Here is a 17,668-nt window from a genome sequence, read left to right as displayed (position 1 = left end):
AATCGCTCTAAAGGAGGGGACCAGAATTGTTGAACCGTATCATTTTGATCGGACGGTTGACCCGTGACCCGGAACTTCGTTATACTCCCGCTGGTGTTGCCGTAACTCAATTTACGCTTGCCGTAGATCGTAACTTTACGGGCCAGAACGGTGAACGTGAGGCAGACTTCATCCCGGTTGTTACCTGGAGACAGCTAGCAGAAACCTGTGCCAATTATTTGCGCAAAGGTCGTCTGACAGCAGTGGAAGGACGCATCCAAGTGCGGAACTATGAGAATAACGAAGGTAAACGTGTATACGTAACTGAAGTTATTGCTGATAATGTTCGTTTCCTGGAATCTTCACAAAGCCGTGAAGGTGGAAATACTTCAAGTGGTGCAAGTAGTATGCCTGAAGAGCCAGCATATGGTGGCGGTGGTAACGCTGGACGCGGAAATAACAACAATAATTTCTCGCGTAACAACAATACTCAAGATCCTTTTTCGGGCGATGGTAAACCGATTGATATATCGGATGATGATTTGCCATTTTAATTAGGAAGGACTGAAAAGAATATGGCTTTTAAACCAAGAGAAGGCGCTGACAACGACAAAAGACCAGCACGTCGTGGTGGACGCAACAAGCGTAAAAAAGTTTGCTTTTTCACTGTGAACAAGATTACTCACATTGATTATAAAGATACTGAACTTCTTAAGAAGTTCATCAGCGAACGTGGAAAGATTTTGCCACGTCGTGTAACAGGTACAAGTGCAAAATACCAACGCGCTCTTACCATTGCTGTAAAACGCTCGCGTCAAATCGCGTTGCTTCCTTACACAACGGAATAGGACGTTTTATAGAAGCAGTCGGGAAACCGGCTGCTTTTTTGTTGTGAAAAACCAGCGTGTGGATTACGTTGACGTTCCATCTGGAATGTGTTAAATTTACAGCTATCCTATAACAAAAGGGGAAATATTGATGTTGGTGACCGTTCTTAACTAGCAATTTCATAACACTGGATTAGGAAGGCTTTAGCAGGCTCGTCTTTTGGCGTTTACGTGCTCTATTTGAGTTCGTTTCGCGCAGAGGTCTGTTGTTCCTAACGGTGGATGATTTAGTTAAGAACACACGAAGCGTCATATGGCCTCTTTACGGCTATTGTTCTCTTTGTAATTAACCGTGCTCTTAGAGCACGGTTTTTTTGTTTTTCGGCCACCCTGGCTTTTATGGGGACCTTAAAACGCCAGAGAACAATAGCATAAAAAGAAGGGCAAGGACTGCCATAGTGGCATTCTTTGTCCTTTTTGCGTTAGGGAGATTTAGTTCCAAAAAAAGTTAGATCAATAAGGAGGATTTGCTGTGAATTTACAAAGTCTAAACACGTTGGAATACGAAATTATTAAAACCGAGCTTAGCCGTCATGCGGTATCTTATGTAGGAAAGAAAACTGTAGAAGAGCTTATGCCTATGACCTATTTGCCTTCGATTCAAAGAGCGATGGAGGAAACGTCTGAAGCTAAAGAGCTGCTCGAGCGGGGGTCCAGTGTACCGATTCCTTCATTAGAGGGGATTGAGTGGATCATGTCACTAATGGGGACTGGATATTTGTACAGTGAGCAAGACTTCACTGCAGTGGCTACATTTCTAAAGAGCTGTGGTCAATTGCGCAAATATATGGCTTCTAAAGAGCAAAGTGCTCCCCGGATTGCTGCTTATGCTTCCTCGCTGCTGGAATTAAATCATGTGCGGGAAGCAATTGATCGTTGTATCCGCTTTGGGGCGATTGATGATGGAGCTAGTAAGGGGTTAGAGCGGGTTCGTAAACGGATTGTCGTAGCTAAAGAACGTCTTCATAAAAAAATTGACGGGATCATGACGCGCCATCAATCGATTTTGCAAGAGAATATTTATAGCCAGCGTGGTGGACGATATGTTATCCCCGTAAAGCGGGAGTATCATAAGCAAATAAAGGGATCGGTACTTGATCAATCCACAAGTGGACAGACGGTGTTCATCGAACCAGAGGAGATTGCCTCCATGCAGATTGAGCTGGATCTGTTATTAGGAGAAGAGGCGCGTGAAGAAGCTGTGATCCTCAGTATGCTGACCAGCATGGTAGAACAGGAACAAACTGCACTGCGCCTAAATATCGAGGTTACAGGTACCTATGATTTTATTTTTGCCAAAGCAAAATATGCACGAACGCTGGGAGCATCTGAGGTTACTCTAAATGATAGGGGTTTTCTAAGGATGAACGGAGGCAGACATCCCATGCTGCAGGGCATGATTCCAATTAGCCTGGAGATAGGGAAGGGATATAAATCCCTAATCATTACAGGTCCAAATACAGGCGGGAAAACGGTGGTGCTCAAGACCCTCGGGCTGCTTACCCTCATGGCTCAATCCGGGCTGTTGATTCCGGTCGAGGAGGGGAGTGAGTTTACGGTCTTTACGGATGTGATCAGTGTAATCGGAGACGGACAAAGTTTGGCCCAATCACTGAGTACATTTTCGGCACAAATGAAGAGTATTGAGGGAATGCTGAGAGATGCCTCTAAAGGGGTGCTGCTGCTCATTGACGAGCTGGCGGCAGGTACAGACCCTGGTGAAGGAATCGCCCTCTCAATCGCCATTCTGGAAGAGCTGAGCCGTAAAGGGGCCAATATTATCGTCACAACCCATTTTAATGAGCTAAAAGCCTTTGCCGCTGCGACAGCCGGTTTTCAAAATGCACGAATGGAATTCGACAAAGAAACGCTGCAGCCGTTGTATCGTCTGACTATCGGAGAAGCGGGGGAGAGTTACGCTCTGCAAATTGCCAAAAAGCTGGGTATCCAGGATAACGTTATCAAGCGATCGTGGGAGATCGTTGAGGCGCAGCAGCAAAGGCTGCTGAAAGGTGATGGGTCGGCATGGGCAAGTCTTTTTAGCAAAGAGGGAGAGAAAGGGAAGACTGCACCTGTTATAGAGGATTTTGAAAAAGAAGAAAAGTCTGCGGAATCACTGAGCGATAAGGAGAAGCAGACCCAATATGAAATTGGTGATGCTGTTCTTGTAACTTCACTGGGGCGGATAGGCATTGTTTATGAGAAAAGAGATCACTTAGGAATGGTCGGAGTGATGATCCAGAAGCAAAAAATGCGGATTAATCATAAACGTTTAAAACCATATCTATCCAAAGATGAGCTGTATCCTGAGGAATATGACTTTGATATAATTTTTGAGAGCAAGGATACCCGTAAAAAGCGGAAATTGATGCAGCGTAAGCATGTCGAAGGCCTGAGAATTACGCATAAGGATGAAGAATAATGTAATAAAAGGATCTGCCTATGAGGTAGGTCCCTCTTTTTTTATAAATACTATGAAATATGCGTAAATTCAAGCAGGAGTATAGGCCTAAAGCTTAGAAGTTATTGTAACCATTCTAAAACTTTGTTACAGTAAATATTTATTCCATAGCTTATATGTAGATATACGTTCAACTAGAGAAGGGAAGGAACACATGAAGAATAAGAAGATATGCGGGTTCTTGTTAACAATGCTCGTGATGACTACTGTATTGTCAGCATGCAGCAGAGCAGGTACCAGCAGTAATTCATTATCTTTACATCACAATGAGGTGGTCGAAAAGCCACAGACTGGCGGAGTAGTTACTTATGGATACTCATCGCCGTTTATGGGCTTCTTTGAGCCTGCTTTTTATGAAGGTGAAGATGACTTTCATGTGCTGGAGTTTATTACTGAGGCCATGTTTACGATAGATGATGATTTATCAACGGTTCCTAATATCGCCACTTGGCAGGAGTCCGAGGATCATAGAATATTTACCTTTAAAATTAAACCGGGAATCCGTTGGCATAATGGAGATGAACTGACCGTAGAGGACTGGAAATTTGCGATGGAGACTATTGCTAGTCCAGAATACACCGGATCGCGTTATTATAGTGTGGAAATGATTCAAGGTGCAGAAGCCTATCATAAGGGTGAGGCGAAGAATATAACAGGTCTTAAGGTTATAGATCCTTATACTTTGAAAATAACAATGACAGCTGCCCGCGTAAATACGATTGATAATCTATGGCCGTATCCGATGAATAAAAAATATTATACTGGAGTCGCTGTTAAGGATATGCCTGAGAGTGATCAGATGCGAAAAAATCCGATTGGGATTGGCCCCTTTGAGGTGAGCCTTATTGAACCTGGCCAGCGGGTCGAGATGAAGCGCTTTGATCAATACTATAAAGGTAAGGCTTTATTGGATGGTGTGTTGTATAAGGTATTTGATGACAAGGAAATCATCAGCCTGTTTGAACAAGGCGTAATTGATATAGAGAATGCCCCACGAGATACTTATGAAAAGCTGAGCGAACTCGATAATATTAATATTTTACAATCAAATGAGCTTGCTTATGAGTATATAGGGTTTAAATTTGGGTATTGGGATAGTGAAGCTGAAAAAATCGTAATGGATAACCCTAAATTTGCGGATAAAAGATTACGTCAGGCGATGTATTATGCACTTGATCGGGAGGGGATCATTCAATCATTTTCTCATGGGTTAGGCAAGCCTATAGAAACTCCGGTTTCCAGTGCAAGCTGGGCGAAGATCCCTGACAGTCAGATTAATACGTATCCCTATGATCCGGAAAAAGCGAAGCAGCTGCTTGATGAGGCTGGTTTTGTAGATGTTGATGGAGATGGGCTGCGTGAGGATCAAAAAGGAGAAAAGTTAGTTATTCATTATGATTCTATGCTAGGCAGTCATTCAGCGGAGTTACGAACTGCTGCTATTCTGGAGGATTGGCGAAATGTGGGACTCGATGTGCAGCTTAATGGTGGGGCGTTAAAAGAGCTCAACACCTTCTATGAAGCAGTAGAGGCTGATGATCCGTCCATTGAGTTGTTTAACGGGGTATGGGGATTAGCTAATGATCCTGATCCTTCAGGTCTCTGGAGGGAGAATGATTTGTGGAACTACCCACGTTGGTCCTCGGAGCGGAATGAAGAATTGATTCGCGATGGCACAAGTATGAAGGCATATGATAGAGATTATCGACAACAAATCTATTATGAATGGCAGAAGCTAGTGAATGAAGAGGTTCCAATGATCTTTTTTGCGGAAAGAGAAAGCATTACTGCTGTTAATAAACGTCTACAAGGTGTGCGTGTTGATTCTTTGGGCTCCATAATTGAGCCTAATAAATGGTGGATAAAGGACTAAATTAAAAAAAATAAAAAAAATTACGCAAAAAGTGAAATCAAATTGCTGTTTCATTCGTCATATATATTATGGAGGATGACAACGATGAAGAGACGGATATTGATATGGGCTGGTGCAGCTTTGATAGTCGTTGTCTTAATTACGGTGTGGAGGCCTATCGAGCTGGGCTTTAAACCGGATATTGACGCGGGTTCAGCAGTGCTGCTAGATATGGATAGTGGAGACATATGGGTCAATATCAACGGCGATGTGCCTATGCCACCGGCCAGTGTGTCTAAATTAATGACTGAAATGATTGTGCTGGATCACATAACCTCTGGAACCCTTAGGTGGGAGGATAGAGTCCCTATTAGTGCTTACGCCAGTCAAATGGGAGGTATGAGTCTCTCATTAAAACGAGGAGATTTCTATACAGTAAGGGAGCTATTCGAAGGCATCACCATCTATTCTGCTAATGATGCTGCAGTTGCATTGGCAGAATATATGGCAGGATCAGAGGATTCTTTTGTACTTATGATGAATGATAGAGCACGTAGTTTAGGTTTATCTCCTAATACGGTATTTACCAACGCCTCTGGATTGTCGAGCAAGGATCTTGGTATCATTCGTCAGCCTACGCATATCGGTGGCCAGACGATGATGACAGCGAGGGATACAGCCAAATTGGCAGCTGCGCTAATCCATAATCATCCTGATGTACTGAATATTTCCGGTCGTACTCAGATGCAATTAAAGGATAAAGGGTTATATGTTAGTAATAGCAACCTTATGCTTCCAGGTATGGGCGGCGCTTACGCATACGATGGAGCAGATGGGTTGAAGACTGGATATGATAGCCAGACGGGATATTGTATTGCGGGATCAGCCCAGCGAGAGGGGCACCGGCTTATTGCGGTCGTTATGGGGGCAGAGACCTATGGCAGCCGATTTGAGGGTGCTGCTAAATTGTTCGATTATGGGTTTTTCCGCGGTTTACATTATGGAGAACGGGTAAAACATATTATACATGCCCTTGGAATTCGAAGTTAAATTTGGAGCATCATACCAGTAATTATTACTTGGTATGGTGCTTTTTCCCTATTCATGTCGGTATTTGTTGTTTCTTTTTATCCATTTAGTGATTACAATAGAAATATTGTTTTATCCCATATTATTTTAGAAACGCAAAAAAACTTTTTTCTATAATTTAGAATGACCCGAATTTCCTGAAAGGGGGGACAATAAGATAATGGAATAAGGGACAGTAAATTCGCCGCCGAGAGAAATAAAACCATGACTGCCTGAGAACGATCAGGAGGCATTGTAAATATATGGTATGTGTAATTATTCTACAATAAAGAAGGAATCAAAGATGAAAAAAATAAAGAAAAGATACATTGCGCTAATTGTTCTCGTCGTTGTTATAGCGGGAGGCTTTCTCTTTCGGAATTCTTTGGCCGTATTAGCCTTTGATCTCTTTTTGTCCGATCGGGTAGAAAGCAAGCTGAAAGAAGAATCTTACCAGCCACTTAAGGATGAGAATAAGGTTAAGCCAGAGCCGGTTGTATACAAAAGCGATCCATTCTCGCTGATGCTGCTCGGGACTGATCAACGCGACAATGAAACCGCACGTTCAGACACTATGATGTATGCTGTTGTTCGTCCTGAGGATTACAAAATTCTGCTTATTTCTATTCCACGTGATACGTATACCGAGATTATTGGGCATAACGATAATAAAAAAGATAAGATTACCCATGCTTATGCTTTTGGTGGGCAGCAAATGGCTAAGGATACTCTGGAAGCACTGCTGGAGCATGATATTCAGTATTATGCCACCATTAACTTTCAAGGGCTCAAGGATGCCGTTGATGCTATTGGAGGCGTTCCGCTGCCAATCAAGAAGGATATTGTAAACAAGGGTAAGGACCATGAAAAGTTTACGATCGAGGGTGGAAAGTCGAATTATAACGGTCAAGAAGCACTCAACTATACACGCTACCGTGAAGATAGTGACTTTAACCGGACCAAACGCCAACAGGTTTTTATTGATGTCGTAGCTAATAAAATGTTATCGATCAGCCAAATCGGCAATATTCCTAAGCTGCTGGATATTATGGGCGATAATTTCAAGACCGATATTGAGCCTTCAATGATCATTAGTCTGGCCAAGAAATTTATGGGCGGCAAAGATATGGATATCTCAAGCTTTACGGTAATGGGCGAAGGAAAACGTATTGACGGACTTTATTATGATATCGTTGATGAAGAGGACTTGCGCGAAGCTAAGGCGCTGATTGATAATTGGATGAATGCAGGAACACCTGTAGATCAACTGATTGAGCCGGGAAAAGCAAGTAATGCACTCGAGCCCAAAGCAACAGCAGTTACACAGTAATTCTAATTGGAAAGCTAAACTCATATAAATAAATTGCAGCAGCCATAAACATTCTCATGGCTGCTGCTTACTGTCTTCATGTTATAATGAGTTGGAACTATTATTTAGCTGCTACGTATAATCACATTGACATGGCAGTAAAAGGAAGTTAAAGAACCGTAATTCCTTCGGAACTCTTTGAGGAGGATCAAGAGATGAATATTGCATTTTTTTTACTTCCGAAACAGGAGGTGGCCTGCGTAACGCTCGATTCTACGCTGCGCCAAACGCTTGAGAGGATGGAGTTTCACCGCTATACAGCAGTCCCGATTCTTAACCGTAATGGAGAGTATGCTGGCACGGTAACGGAAGGTGATCTGCTCTGGTACATGAAAGAGTCGGAGGGTAAGGTTTCGTTTGAGAACGCTTCAAAATTTTTGCTGAAGGACGTTCCATTACGTATGAATAACAAGCCGGTCTCGATTGATGCGGATATGGAAGATCTAATTAATTTGGCTAAGGTGCAGAACTTTGTACCTGTGGTCGATGATATGAACCGGTTTATTGGAATTGTTCGCCGGAGTCAAGTCATAGAATATTGCGAGAAATTTGTAACAAGACAATCACAGGAATCATTATAGTCCCAGTGTATTCGCGGTTATAGAAGCTATCGGAACAAGGCCTGTATTTCCGGCGATAACGGAATGCGGGTCTTTTTTAAAGAAAGCTCCTCTCCAAAAAGAGGCATAGACAGCATGGATTGAAGCATACTTAAGGGGCGCGGGGCGTCCAGTGTGACACCGAATTTTTTATGCTATAATGGAGAATAAAGCTTTTTGCCGGAGGTAGAGAGACGTGTCCAATGTGCCGAAGGATCTGGATGTAGCCAAGCGCGCCAAGGTAATTGAATGGCTGAAAACCGAAGTGATTGATCAAGTTTCAAGGTTATTTAAAGCGTTATGGGAAGGCAGTACTACCCGTGTCGGTGACAGTCTGGCTAGCTTGATTATGAGCTCTTATATTTTGGGCCGCAGACTAGGGATTCCTTATCGTTCTTTAGATGACTTGCTACTGGAGAAGCTTAGAAAGCACAAGCAGGAAGGGCATCAACTGGAAGATTGGTACCAAGATATATCTGCTTTAGAAGAACATATGCGTAAGAGGTGAATACTGTTGAAATTTCGCTGGTCATCTGTGGCTTGGAGCGTAGCATACTTACTTTTGCTGCTTAGTTTAACGACTCCACTCCTCATCATCACTACCCTTTTTATGATTGTTCCGGCAGTAGTGTTGTTTACTACACTGAACACGAGACAATTTGTACTGCATGTATTGCCGGTGTTGCTGATTGTAGGCTTGATTACACCAATTTATCTGTTGATAGCTGCGTATTTCTTAATACCGGCTCTGGTTATGGGGCGTTGGTATAAAAGACATGCCCCGGCCATGTCTACTGTGATCGCAGGTACGGTTACGATTCTTGCACAGTTCCTGCTGCTTTTGCTGCTGGGTACGGCATTATTTAATTTTGACCTGTCTACCTATGTGAACGATGTATTGCAAATGGTTAATTCACCTCTGTCTGAGCTCGGAACTACTAATCCTCTGCTCACTGATATTGGATTTTCAACTGAGGATGTAAACAAGATAAGTCATATGACGGTCCAAATGATCCCTATGACTCTAATCGTAAGCTCCTTCATGATTGCTGTGATTACGCATTCTATTGCCCGCCCGATTCTGAACAGTATGAATTATGCAGTGCCTAAGATGAAGCCTGCACGTGAATGGAGACTTTCGAGATCGTTTATTTGGTACTATCTGATTGGTGTTGTTCTACAGCTCTTCTTCTCAGGGTCGGAGAACAATTTCATCCTCATGATTTCTGCCAATCTTCTGCCACTGCTGCGAATTGGCTTTATGATTCAGGCCATCGGATTTTTCTTCTTCCTGGCGCATGAACGCAAATGGAACAAGATGTCTGCCGTTTTGTTAGCGATACCGGTTATTTTACTGCCGCCGCTGCGCATTATTGGTATTATTGATCTTGCGTTCCCACTGCGGGAGTATGTGACCAAATCGAAACGATAGGGTGAGAGTTCATGCCTAAATTTCTGCAAAGACGCTGGCACGGCTATCATACCGTATGGGCGTTCATGCTGCTGTTGGTCCTTATTATAATTGTCAGTGTTTATAACTGGGCGCTTGGGGTCGCCGGCCTGTTTCTCTCAGGTACTTTATGCTTCTATATGTTGAAAGCGGAGATCTCGTTCCGCCGTAATCTGGTGGAATATATTAATGGGCTATCTTTCCGCATTAAGCGGGTAGAGGGCGAAGCAGTCAGCATGCTGCCGCTTGGAATCATTCTGTTTAGCGAGGATCGAACGGTGGAATGGAATAACCGCTATGCCGGCGATATTTTCGCACGCAAGTCTTTAGTTGGGGAATCACTGCAAGAATTATTGCCTGATATGCAGTCTTTTTTCACAGGTGCTGCAGCGGGTAAACGGGAGGTCGCCAAAGAGGGTGTGCTCCATGACACCCGCCTTGAGATCACCGTGGATGAACGATTTTATCAAGCTGTCATTATTCCGAGTGAGCGTATTCTTTACTTGTATGATATCACTGAGCTTGTGGTGTTACGTGAGCGGTATGAGGATGAGAAGCTGGCAATCGGCATAGTGATGATGGATAACCTGGATGAATCCGCTCAAGGGATGGATGATCAACAGCGAACCTCGCTGATTGCTAAGGTGACGAGTGAAATCACTGAATGGAGTAAGCAGTTTGAGGTTTATCTGCGGCGGTTGTCCTCGGAACGTTATCTAATGCTGCTTAATCATCGTAGCCTGCAAGCGTTGGAAGAGAGCCGCTTCGTGATTCTAGATGAAGTCAGAGAAATGACTGCTGATCTTAAGGTACCCATGACACTGAGTATTGGTCTGGCCTTTGGCGCAGACTCAGCAAGTGAATTAGGGGCATTGGCCCAATCCAGTCTAGATATGGCGCTTGGCCGAGGTGGTGATCAGGCAGCTGTAAAAGCAGGCCAACGGTTATCCTTCTACGGCGGCAAGAGTAATGCTGCTGAGAAGCGTACCCGAGTGCGGGCGCGGGTCATTGCGCATGCTTTGCGGGATCTGATGCAGGAGAGCGATCGTGTGCTGATCCTCGGTCATCGGACACCGGATATCGACGCTGTGGGTGCTGCAATCGGCCTGTTAAGGGCTGCGCAGATGTATAATGTAGAGGCTAGCATTGTGATGGAGACTCCTAATCCATCGATAACTAACATGATGGAGCAGATTCGTAAGGATGATGAGTTGTATAAGTCATTCATCACAACGGAGCAATCCCTACAGATCATGACAGAGCATACCCTGCTTATTGTTGTGGATACACATAAGGCGTCTATGACGATGGAGCCGCGGCTAGTGCAATATGCCAGCAGAATTGTAGTGGTGGATCATCACCGAAGAGGTGAAGAGTTCATTAACGATGCTGTATTGGTGTATTTGGAGCCTTACGCTTCATCGACTTGTGAGCTGGTGACAGAGCTGCTTCAGTATATTCATGAGAAGGTAAAGATCAGTCCGCTGGATGCTACAATGTTGTTAGCGGGGATCACGGTGGATACGAAGCATTTTGCGCTTCATACGGGGTCGCGTACCTTTGAGGCCGCAGGCTTCCTGCGCCGGAATGGTGCCGATACCGTACTTATTCAGCGCATGCTCAAGGAGGATTTACAGGAGTATATTTCCAAAGCCGAAATTATCAAACATGCGCGGATGGTGTATGACCAAATCGCGCTTGTAGTTACGGCACCAGGCATGAAAATTCCGCAGCTTCTTATTGCTCAGACTGCGGACACGCTGCTTGGGATGACCAACGTAGTTGCTTCATTCGTCATCAGCGAGCGGCCTGACGGCCTGATTGGCATTAGTGCCCGATCACTAGGACGTATGAATGTACAGGTCGTGATGGAGAAATTAGGCGGCGGAGGGCATCTGTCCAATGCCGCGGTACAGCTTGAAGGAACATGTAAAGAAGCAGAAGCCAGATTACTGCAGGTGCTGGCTGAAATCGAATCGAAAGAGGGGTTATTCGAATGAAGGTCATATTCATAAAAGATGTTAAGGGTCAAGGTAAAAAAGGTCAGGTTAAAGAGGTATCCGAAGGTTATGCTTCTAACTTCTTATTGCCACGTGGATTGGTTCGTCCGGCAACGGAAGGTAACGTGAAGACGCTGGAGAATCAAGCGGCTGCTGAACAACGCCGTAAAGATAACGAAAAAGAAGAAGCACAGCAATTGGGTAAGAAGCTTGACGAGCTAACACTGACAATGAAAGCAAAATCAGGTGAAGGCGGACGTTTATTCGGTGCTATTACAAGCAAACAGATTGCTGAGACACTGGCTTCCACCAAAGGAATTACTATTGATAAGCGCAAGATTGAATTAGGTGAGCCAATTCGCCATATAGGAGTATTTCAAGTAAGCGTAAAATTGCATACTGAAGTAAAGGCCACACTTAAGGTTGAGGTAACGGAGGAGTAACATGGGTGGAGATCTCTTTTTCGATCGGGTTCCCCCGCAGAATCTTGAAGCCGAGCAGGCGGTAATTGGTGCGGTTCTGTTGCAGGATGAAGCGCTCATTACTGCAATGGAACGGGTGAATACCGAAGACTTCTACGATAAAGCGCATCAAATGATTTTTGAGGCGATGGTGCAGCTCGGAGAAGAGAGCCAGCCGATTGATCTTGTTACACTTACGTCCAGACTGCAGGACAAAGGAGAGCTTGAAGATATTGGTGGGGTTAGCTACTTAGCTAAGCTGGCGCATGCCGTGCCTACTGCTGCTAACGTAGAATACTACGCCCAGATTATCGAAGAGAAAGCCATGCTGCGCCGTTTGATTCGCACAGCCACGCAAATTGTGAGCGAAGGTTATACTGGCGGTGAAGATGTAGCCGATATGCTGAGTGATGCAGAGCGGCGCATTCTTGAAATCTCCAACCGGCGGAGCGGCAGTGGATTTATTGCGATCCGCGATGTCTTGATGGAAGTGTTCGACAAGGTTGAGTTGCTTCATCAAAATAAGGGGGGTACCTCAGGTATCCCAACCGGATTTGTGGATTTAGATCATATGACTAACGGATTCCAACGTAACGATCTGATCATTGTTGCGGCTCGTCCATCTGTTGGTAAGACTGCATTCGCCCTGAATATTGCACAGAACGTGGCAGTACGCGCTAAAGAAACTGTTGCGATATTCAGTCTGGAAATGTCAGCGCCACAGCTGGTACAGCGGATGATTTGTGCTGAAGCCAACTTAGATGCCAATATTATGCGTACCGGTGACTTCAAGAGTGATGATGATTGGTCCAAGCTGACGATGGGTATTCAGTCTCTATCTGAAGCGGAGATTTACATCGACGATACACCAGGTATCACGGTAACCGATATTCGTGCAAAGTGCCGGAGACTGAAGAAGGAAAAAGGACTTGGCATGATCGTCATCGACTACTTGCAGCTCATTCAGGGCCGCGGTAAAGGCGGAGAGAACCGTCAGCAGGAAGTATCGGATATATCTCGTACACTGAAGCAGATTGCCCGTGAGTTGGATGTGCCGGTTATTGCCCTGTCGCAGTTAAGCCGGGGTGTAGAGCAGCGCCAGGATAAACGTCCAATGATGAGTGACTTGCGTGAATCGGGTTCTATCGAGCAGGATGCCGATATTGTTGCGTTTCTGTATCGTGATGATTATTACAATGCGGATACGGAGAAGAAGAATATTATTGAGATCATTATAGCTAAACAGCGTAATGGTCCCGTAGGCACGGTAGAACTGGTCTTTCTTAAAAATTTCAACAAGTTCGTTAACTACGAGCGAGCACATGCGGAACCATTTGCTGGTTAAACCTGACATGTATAATTCCCGAACGATTGCACATTTCTTTGTGTAATCGTTCGTTTTATTTGACTTTGAAAAAAACCGCTGTTACACTGAGAATTGTCCTTTAGCGGGTTAAATCTGCTTGGCGTCCGGAGGGCCACGTACATAAGAATGACGTATAGGGTCCATATTATGAAAAATAATGGTGCTAAGTAGCACCTACGGAGGAATGAACATGTCAACGGTAGTCGTCGTGGGAACACAATGGGGAGACGAAGGTAAAGGGAAAATCACTGACTTTCTAGCGGAAAGTGCAGATGTGGTCGCCCGTTATCAAGGGGGCAATAATGCCGGTCACACGATTCTGATTGACGGTGAGAAGTTTAAGCTCAGCTTGATCCCTTCGGGTGTATTTTATAAAGAGAAAACTTGTGTAATTGGTAACGGAATGGTTATTAATCCGGCTGCCTTGATCCAAGAAATTAATTATATTCATGAGAACGGTTTTGATACTAAGAACTTAGTGATCAGTGATCGTGCTCATGTCATTATGCCATACCATATGGTGCTGGATGCTCTCGAAGAAGACCGTAAGGGTCCGAACAAGATTGGTACTACACGTAAAGGTATCGGTCCTTGTTATATGGATAAGGCAGCACGCAACGGTATCCGTATTGCTGACTTGATGGACGCTGAGGAATTCGAACTGAGACTCCGCCCCTTGATGCAAGAGAAGAACCAAGTGATTACGCAGGTCTATGGTGCCGAAGCTCTTAACGTAGAAGAGATTCTGACTCAATACCTGGAATATGCAGAAGTGCTGCGTAATTATGTAACAGACACCTCTGTTATTCTTAATGATGCCATTGATGCGGATCGCAAAGTGTTGTTTGAAGGTGCGCAAGGAGTAATGCTTGATATCGATCAAGGCACGTATCCGTTTGTTACTTCATCCAACCCATCTGCCGGTGGGGTGTGCATAGGTTCTGGTGTGGGACCGTCCAAAATCAAACAGGTTATTGGGGTTGCAAAAGCCTATACCACTCGTGTTGGAGATGGCCCGTTCCCTACAGAGCTGAATGATGCAACAGGTGATTATATCCGTGAAACAGGTCATGAATATGGCACAGTTACCGGACGTGCACGCCGTGTAGGCTGGTTCGATAGTGTAGTTGTGAGTCACGCTCGTCGTGTAAGTGGAATCACAGGGCTATCTCTTAACTCGCTGGATGTACTTAGCGGACTTGAGACTGTGAAGATCTGCACAGGCTACAAATACCGTGGTGAGGTAATTACTCATTACCCTGCTAGCCTCAAAATGCTGGCAGAATGTGAAGCGGTATATGAGGAACTTCCAGGCTGGAGCGAAGATATTACTTCTGCAAAAACGTTGGATGATCTTCCAGCAAATACACGCAGATATGTTGAACGTGTATCTGAGCTTACAGGTATTCCGATTGCTATCTTCTCAGTGGGTCGTAACCGTGAGCAGACGAATCAAGTATTGCCAATTTATATCTAAAACCTAGTTATACTAAGGAGCCTCGTTAGAGGCTCTTTTTTTTGTTCTGAGGACTATCTCTCTCTTTTGGGGCCTAGATTTATACCTAGACGTTTCCCAAGGCCGGTTCTAGTCAATACTGGATGTATAGAAGAACATGTACATGATCTACCAGATAGACTTGAACATAGGTGAGAGGAGAAATGAAGATGAAGATCGTGAAGCGTGCACTTAGCGTATGTCTGATTGTGGTACTTGCCAGCACTCTTTCAATTCTAACAACGGGCGTGGTTGTAAATGCTTATATTCAGTCGGTACTGGCTAGCTTCGATATTAAAGTGAATACTCCCGGTCCGGGATTTGGAGGAATGATTCGGAGCATCATTGGCATGGATAACAAATCTGACTCGGATACAGCCAATAAAGAAGTAACCACAGGGAGTACAGTTAGCAAGGAGACCGACAAAAGCACGGATTCGCCAGCTAAAGGCAAGGGCGAGCCCGTAGATGATAATACTCCAACTGATGCCTTACCAGTTATGGGGCAAGTTACAACCGAAAGTTCAACTGATAACGGAAGTGGAAGTGTTGGTGACCAACAATTAGTAATGACACCTGAGGCACTCAGTGACTTCAAAGATAATCTTCCATCGGAAGAGAAGGTAAATATATTCAATATTTTGATGTCCAAACTACCCCAGGATGAGATGGCAAAAATTTCAACAGCGATGGAGGATGGATTAACAGAAGATGAGGTTAAAGAGCTGCAACAGGTAATTGCAAAATATGTTGATGCAGACGAATATGAGAGCATAATGAAAATGCTTACACCAACTACAGAATCTACGCAATAGCTTTTATAATTGTCACTTTATAGACACAAGAAAAAGGTTAAAATTTCATATTTGCGCAAAAAACCCGCGTATTTGGCGGGTTTTTTGTCATGTCTAAAGTTGAAATTTTTCTCTAAGCTATGGTACAGTAAACAAGGACCTCAAGAGGTTAAATTTTTGTAACCTCCTTAACAACCTTTTTATAGGTTCATTAGAAGCAGGAATTAAGCACTAGTATACGCAGAAATTTACATGGACGTAATCTATATAATCGAGGTCGTACAATTAGCTTGGCCGCTTTTGTCGGAAGTAAAAGCGGACTGAAAGGGAGAGTTTCATGAAGGGATTTAAGTTCATGCGTCGGATGAGCAAGCTGCAGGATGGACATCCAGCAGAATCCGAGGCGAATGTTCAACAGAGCCACAATTTCGATCACGACTCCAAACACTTTCAACAAGAGAAAGGTACTCGCAGATTTCGGCGTGCTTGGATTTTGGGATCTGTCGGCCTTGTGCTTCTAGCTACGGTGTTGGTTGGAGCAGAGAAAAAGTATGTAGCCGCTAACACGGTTACCTATTATCAAGTGTTGGTGAAGGGTGAAGAAGTCGGAAGACTTACCGATCAGACGCAGCTTAACCAGCTATACGAGAAGAAACAACGAGAATATCAGGAGAAATATCCGAATTCAACCATGGTGCTGCAAACAGAGGGCATAACAATAGAAGAGCAGAAGGCATACAAGCCAGAAGTTGATAGTGAGGCGACACTTACTAAACTAGATGGAATGCTGAAAGCTTATGCGGTAGGCGTGCAATTGATGGTAGATGGCAAGGCCGTTGGCATAGTTAAGGATCAGGAAACTGCTAATGCTGTGCTCGAAGGGGTAAAAAATCATTATGTCCCACAAGCAGAAGTAGCAACGACGGCTAGTAAGCTATCGAGAACAGCTGCTTCCAGCTCATCTGCTGCAAAATCGAAGGCTCCAGAGCAAGTAGAGTCGGTAGAGATTAGTGAAGATATTTCTATCGTTCCTATCAAAGCAGATCCTAATAAAGTGTTGGATGTGGAGGCAGCGGTCCAGACACTTACTGAAGGTAAAGAGGCGCCTCTTCTTTATACCGTTCAAGAGGGTGATACGATTTCGGGGATTGCCAAACGGTTTGAAATCACCCAAAAAGAGATTTATAGTAACAACCCTAACGTGAAAGAGCTGACGTTGAAGATTGGAGATACACTAAAGCTGAAGGTACCCCAACCAGATGTTACAGTAGTAACTGTGGAAAAAGTGACTGAGCAGATAGTGACTGAGCCGGAAGTGGTTGTGCGTTCGAGCGATCAGCTAGCGGCAGGCAAAAGCAAAGTGGTTCGTCCAGGACAAACTGGACTTAAAGAAATGGAGTATCGGGTAACAAAGGAAAATGGCATGGTTGTTCAAGAAGAATGGTTAGGCCAGACCGTTATAAAAGCCTCGCTGCCAGAAGTTGTTTATCGGGGAACGAAGGTTGTTGGTGAAGGAACAGGCATGTTCAGTTGGCCGGTAAGCGGGGCAACCCTGACAAGTAGCTTCGGTGAGCGTTGGAGCCGTGCCCATAAGGGTATTGATATGGTATCTAGCAATCGGAATATAAAAGCTTCTGATGCCGGGACCGTAATCTTTGCAGGGGTGCAGAATGGATACGGGAATGTAGTTATTGTGGATCATCGCAACGGATACCAGACCTATTATGGTCATTTAAAAAGCATCTCGGTTTCTACAGGCCAACGCTTGGAGCAGGGTGGCAAGATTGGCGTAATGGGCAGCACCGGACGTTCGACGGGTACACATCTGCATTTTGAGATTCGGAAGAATGGCACTGCTGTAAATCCAATGAAGTATTTGCAATAATT

The 17,668-nt window shown here is 44.4% G+C and carries 15 protein-coding genes; all 15 read left to right on the top strand.

What is annotated here, in order from left to right:
- The first annotated feature begins 26 nt into the window (after window positions 1-26).
- The 15 genes from ssb (at window position 27) to NST25_RS30665 (ending at window position 17,666) form a co-directional block, all read left to right on the top strand.
- Complete coding sequence (ssb, locus tag NST25_RS30735) at window positions 27-533, top strand: single-stranded DNA-binding protein (protein ID WP_036677780.1); 507 nt, start codon at window positions 27-29, stop codon at window positions 531-533.
- Window positions 534-554: 21 nt separating this feature from the next.
- Window positions 555-827: a 30S ribosomal protein S18 gene (gene rpsR / locus NST25_RS30730; RefSeq protein WP_036651767.1), complete on the top strand. Its 273-nt coding sequence runs from the start codon at window positions 555-557 to the stop codon at window positions 825-827.
- A gap of 511 nt (window positions 828-1,338) precedes the next feature.
- Window positions 1,339-3,288 carry a DNA mismatch repair protein MutS gene (locus NST25_RS30725; protein WP_339189051.1) on the top strand — a complete coding sequence of 650 codons (1,950 nt, stop codon included), beginning with the start codon at window positions 1,339-1,341 and terminating at the stop codon, window positions 3,286-3,288.
- 193 nt (window positions 3,289-3,481) lie between these two features.
- Complete coding sequence (gene opp4A / locus NST25_RS30720) at window positions 3,482-5,200, top strand: oligopeptide ABC transporter substrate-binding protein (RefSeq protein ID WP_076278205.1); 1,719 nt, start codon at window positions 3,482-3,484, stop codon at window positions 5,198-5,200.
- An 84-nt stretch (window positions 5,201-5,284) separates the two neighbouring features.
- The gene (locus NST25_RS30715) at window positions 5,285-6,229 is read left to right on the top strand and encodes a D-alanyl-D-alanine carboxypeptidase family protein (protein ID WP_036677789.1); all 945 of its coding nucleotides are present in this window, start codon (window positions 5,285-5,287) and stop codon (window positions 6,227-6,229) included.
- Window positions 6,230-6,551: 322 nt separating this feature from the next.
- Window positions 6,552-7,577 (top strand): LCP family protein, encoded by a 1,026-nt coding sequence (locus NST25_RS30710; RefSeq protein WP_076099795.1) that lies wholly within the window; start codon window positions 6,552-6,554, stop codon window positions 7,575-7,577.
- Window positions 7,578-7,771: 194 nt separating this feature from the next.
- Complete coding sequence (locus NST25_RS30705) at window positions 7,772-8,197, top strand: CBS domain-containing protein (protein WP_036677795.1); 426 nt, start codon at window positions 7,772-7,774, stop codon at window positions 8,195-8,197.
- 223 nt (window positions 8,198-8,420) lie between these two features.
- Window positions 8,421-8,723, top strand: coding sequence for a MazG-like family protein (locus NST25_RS30700; protein WP_170914153.1), 303 nt, complete (start codon window positions 8,421-8,423; stop codon window positions 8,721-8,723).
- A gap of 6 nt (window positions 8,724-8,729) precedes the next feature.
- Window positions 8,730-9,647 carry a DUF2232 domain-containing protein gene (locus NST25_RS30695; RefSeq protein WP_076124314.1) on the top strand — a complete coding sequence of 306 codons (918 nt, stop codon included), beginning with the start codon at window positions 8,730-8,732 and terminating at the stop codon, window positions 9,645-9,647.
- 11 nt (window positions 9,648-9,658) lie between these two features.
- Window positions 9,659-11,665 carry a DHH family phosphoesterase gene (locus tag NST25_RS30690; RefSeq protein ID WP_076124313.1) on the top strand — a complete coding sequence of 669 codons (2,007 nt, stop codon included), beginning with the start codon at window positions 9,659-9,661 and terminating at the stop codon, window positions 11,663-11,665.
- Window positions 11,662-12,108 (top strand): 50S ribosomal protein L9, encoded by a 447-nt coding sequence (gene rplI, locus NST25_RS30685; protein ID WP_036677804.1) that lies wholly within the window; start codon window positions 11,662-11,664, stop codon window positions 12,106-12,108. The genes NST25_RS30690 and rplI overlap by 4 nt, the downstream gene beginning before the upstream one ends.
- A 1-nt stretch (window position 12,109) precedes the next feature.
- Complete coding sequence (gene dnaB / locus NST25_RS30680) at window positions 12,110-13,471, top strand: replicative DNA helicase (protein ID WP_036677807.1); 1,362 nt, start codon at window positions 12,110-12,112, stop codon at window positions 13,469-13,471.
- Between the two features lie 211 nt (window positions 13,472-13,682).
- Window positions 13,683-14,969 (top strand): adenylosuccinate synthase, encoded by a 1,287-nt coding sequence (locus tag NST25_RS30675; RefSeq protein WP_076105178.1) that lies wholly within the window; start codon window positions 13,683-13,685, stop codon window positions 14,967-14,969.
- Between the two features lie 188 nt (window positions 14,970-15,157).
- Entirely contained in the window at window positions 15,158-15,802 is a 645-nt protein-coding gene (locus NST25_RS30670) for a hypothetical protein (RefSeq protein WP_339189048.1), read from the top strand.
- Between the two features lie 316 nt (window positions 15,803-16,118).
- The gene (locus NST25_RS30665; protein WP_339189046.1) at window positions 16,119-17,666 is read left to right on the top strand and encodes a M23 family metallopeptidase; all 1,548 of its coding nucleotides are present in this window, start codon (window positions 16,119-16,121) and stop codon (window positions 17,664-17,666) included.
- The last annotated feature ends 2 nt before the right edge of the window (window positions 17,667-17,668 follow it).

The organism is Paenibacillus sp. FSL E2-0190 (assembly GCF_037992965.1).
Lineage (GTDB): Bacteria > Bacillota > Bacilli > Paenibacillales > Paenibacillaceae > Paenibacillus_AQ > Paenibacillus_AQ odorifer.
The sequence above is the reverse complement of the archived record's forward strand: the minus strand, read 5'-3'. Positions and strand labels throughout refer to the sequence as shown.

Coding starts and splice junctions, on each gene's coding strand:
- opp4A (WP_076278205.1), top strand. CDS start 3,482: ATGAAGAATAAGAAGATATGCGGGTTCTTGTTAACAATGCTCGTGATG.
- NST25_RS30675 (WP_076105178.1), top strand. CDS start 13,683: ATGTCAACGGTAGTCGTCGTGGGAACACAATGGGGAGACGAAGGTAAA.
- dnaB (WP_036677807.1), top strand. CDS start 12,110: ATGGGTGGAGATCTCTTTTTCGATCGGGTTCCCCCGCAGAATCTTGAA.
- rpsR (WP_036651767.1), top strand. CDS start 555: ATGGCTTTTAAACCAAGAGAAGGCGCTGACAACGACAAAAGACCAGCA.
- NST25_RS30710 (WP_076099795.1), top strand. CDS start 6,552: ATGAAAAAAATAAAGAAAAGATACATTGCGCTAATTGTTCTCGTCGTT.
- rplI (WP_036677804.1), top strand. CDS start 11,662: ATGAAGGTCATATTCATAAAAGATGTTAAGGGTCAAGGTAAAAAAGGT.
- NST25_RS30715 (WP_036677789.1), top strand. CDS start 5,285: ATGAAGAGACGGATATTGATATGGGCTGGTGCAGCTTTGATAGTCGTT.
- NST25_RS30705 (WP_036677795.1), top strand. CDS start 7,772: ATGAATATTGCATTTTTTTTACTTCCGAAACAGGAGGTGGCCTGCGTA.
- NST25_RS30665 (WP_339189046.1), top strand. CDS start 16,119: ATGAAGGGATTTAAGTTCATGCGTCGGATGAGCAAGCTGCAGGATGGA.
- NST25_RS30690 (WP_076124313.1), top strand. CDS start 9,659: ATGCCTAAATTTCTGCAAAGACGCTGGCACGGCTATCATACCGTATGG.
- NST25_RS30670 (WP_339189048.1), top strand. CDS start 15,158: ATGAAGATCGTGAAGCGTGCACTTAGCGTATGTCTGATTGTGGTACTT.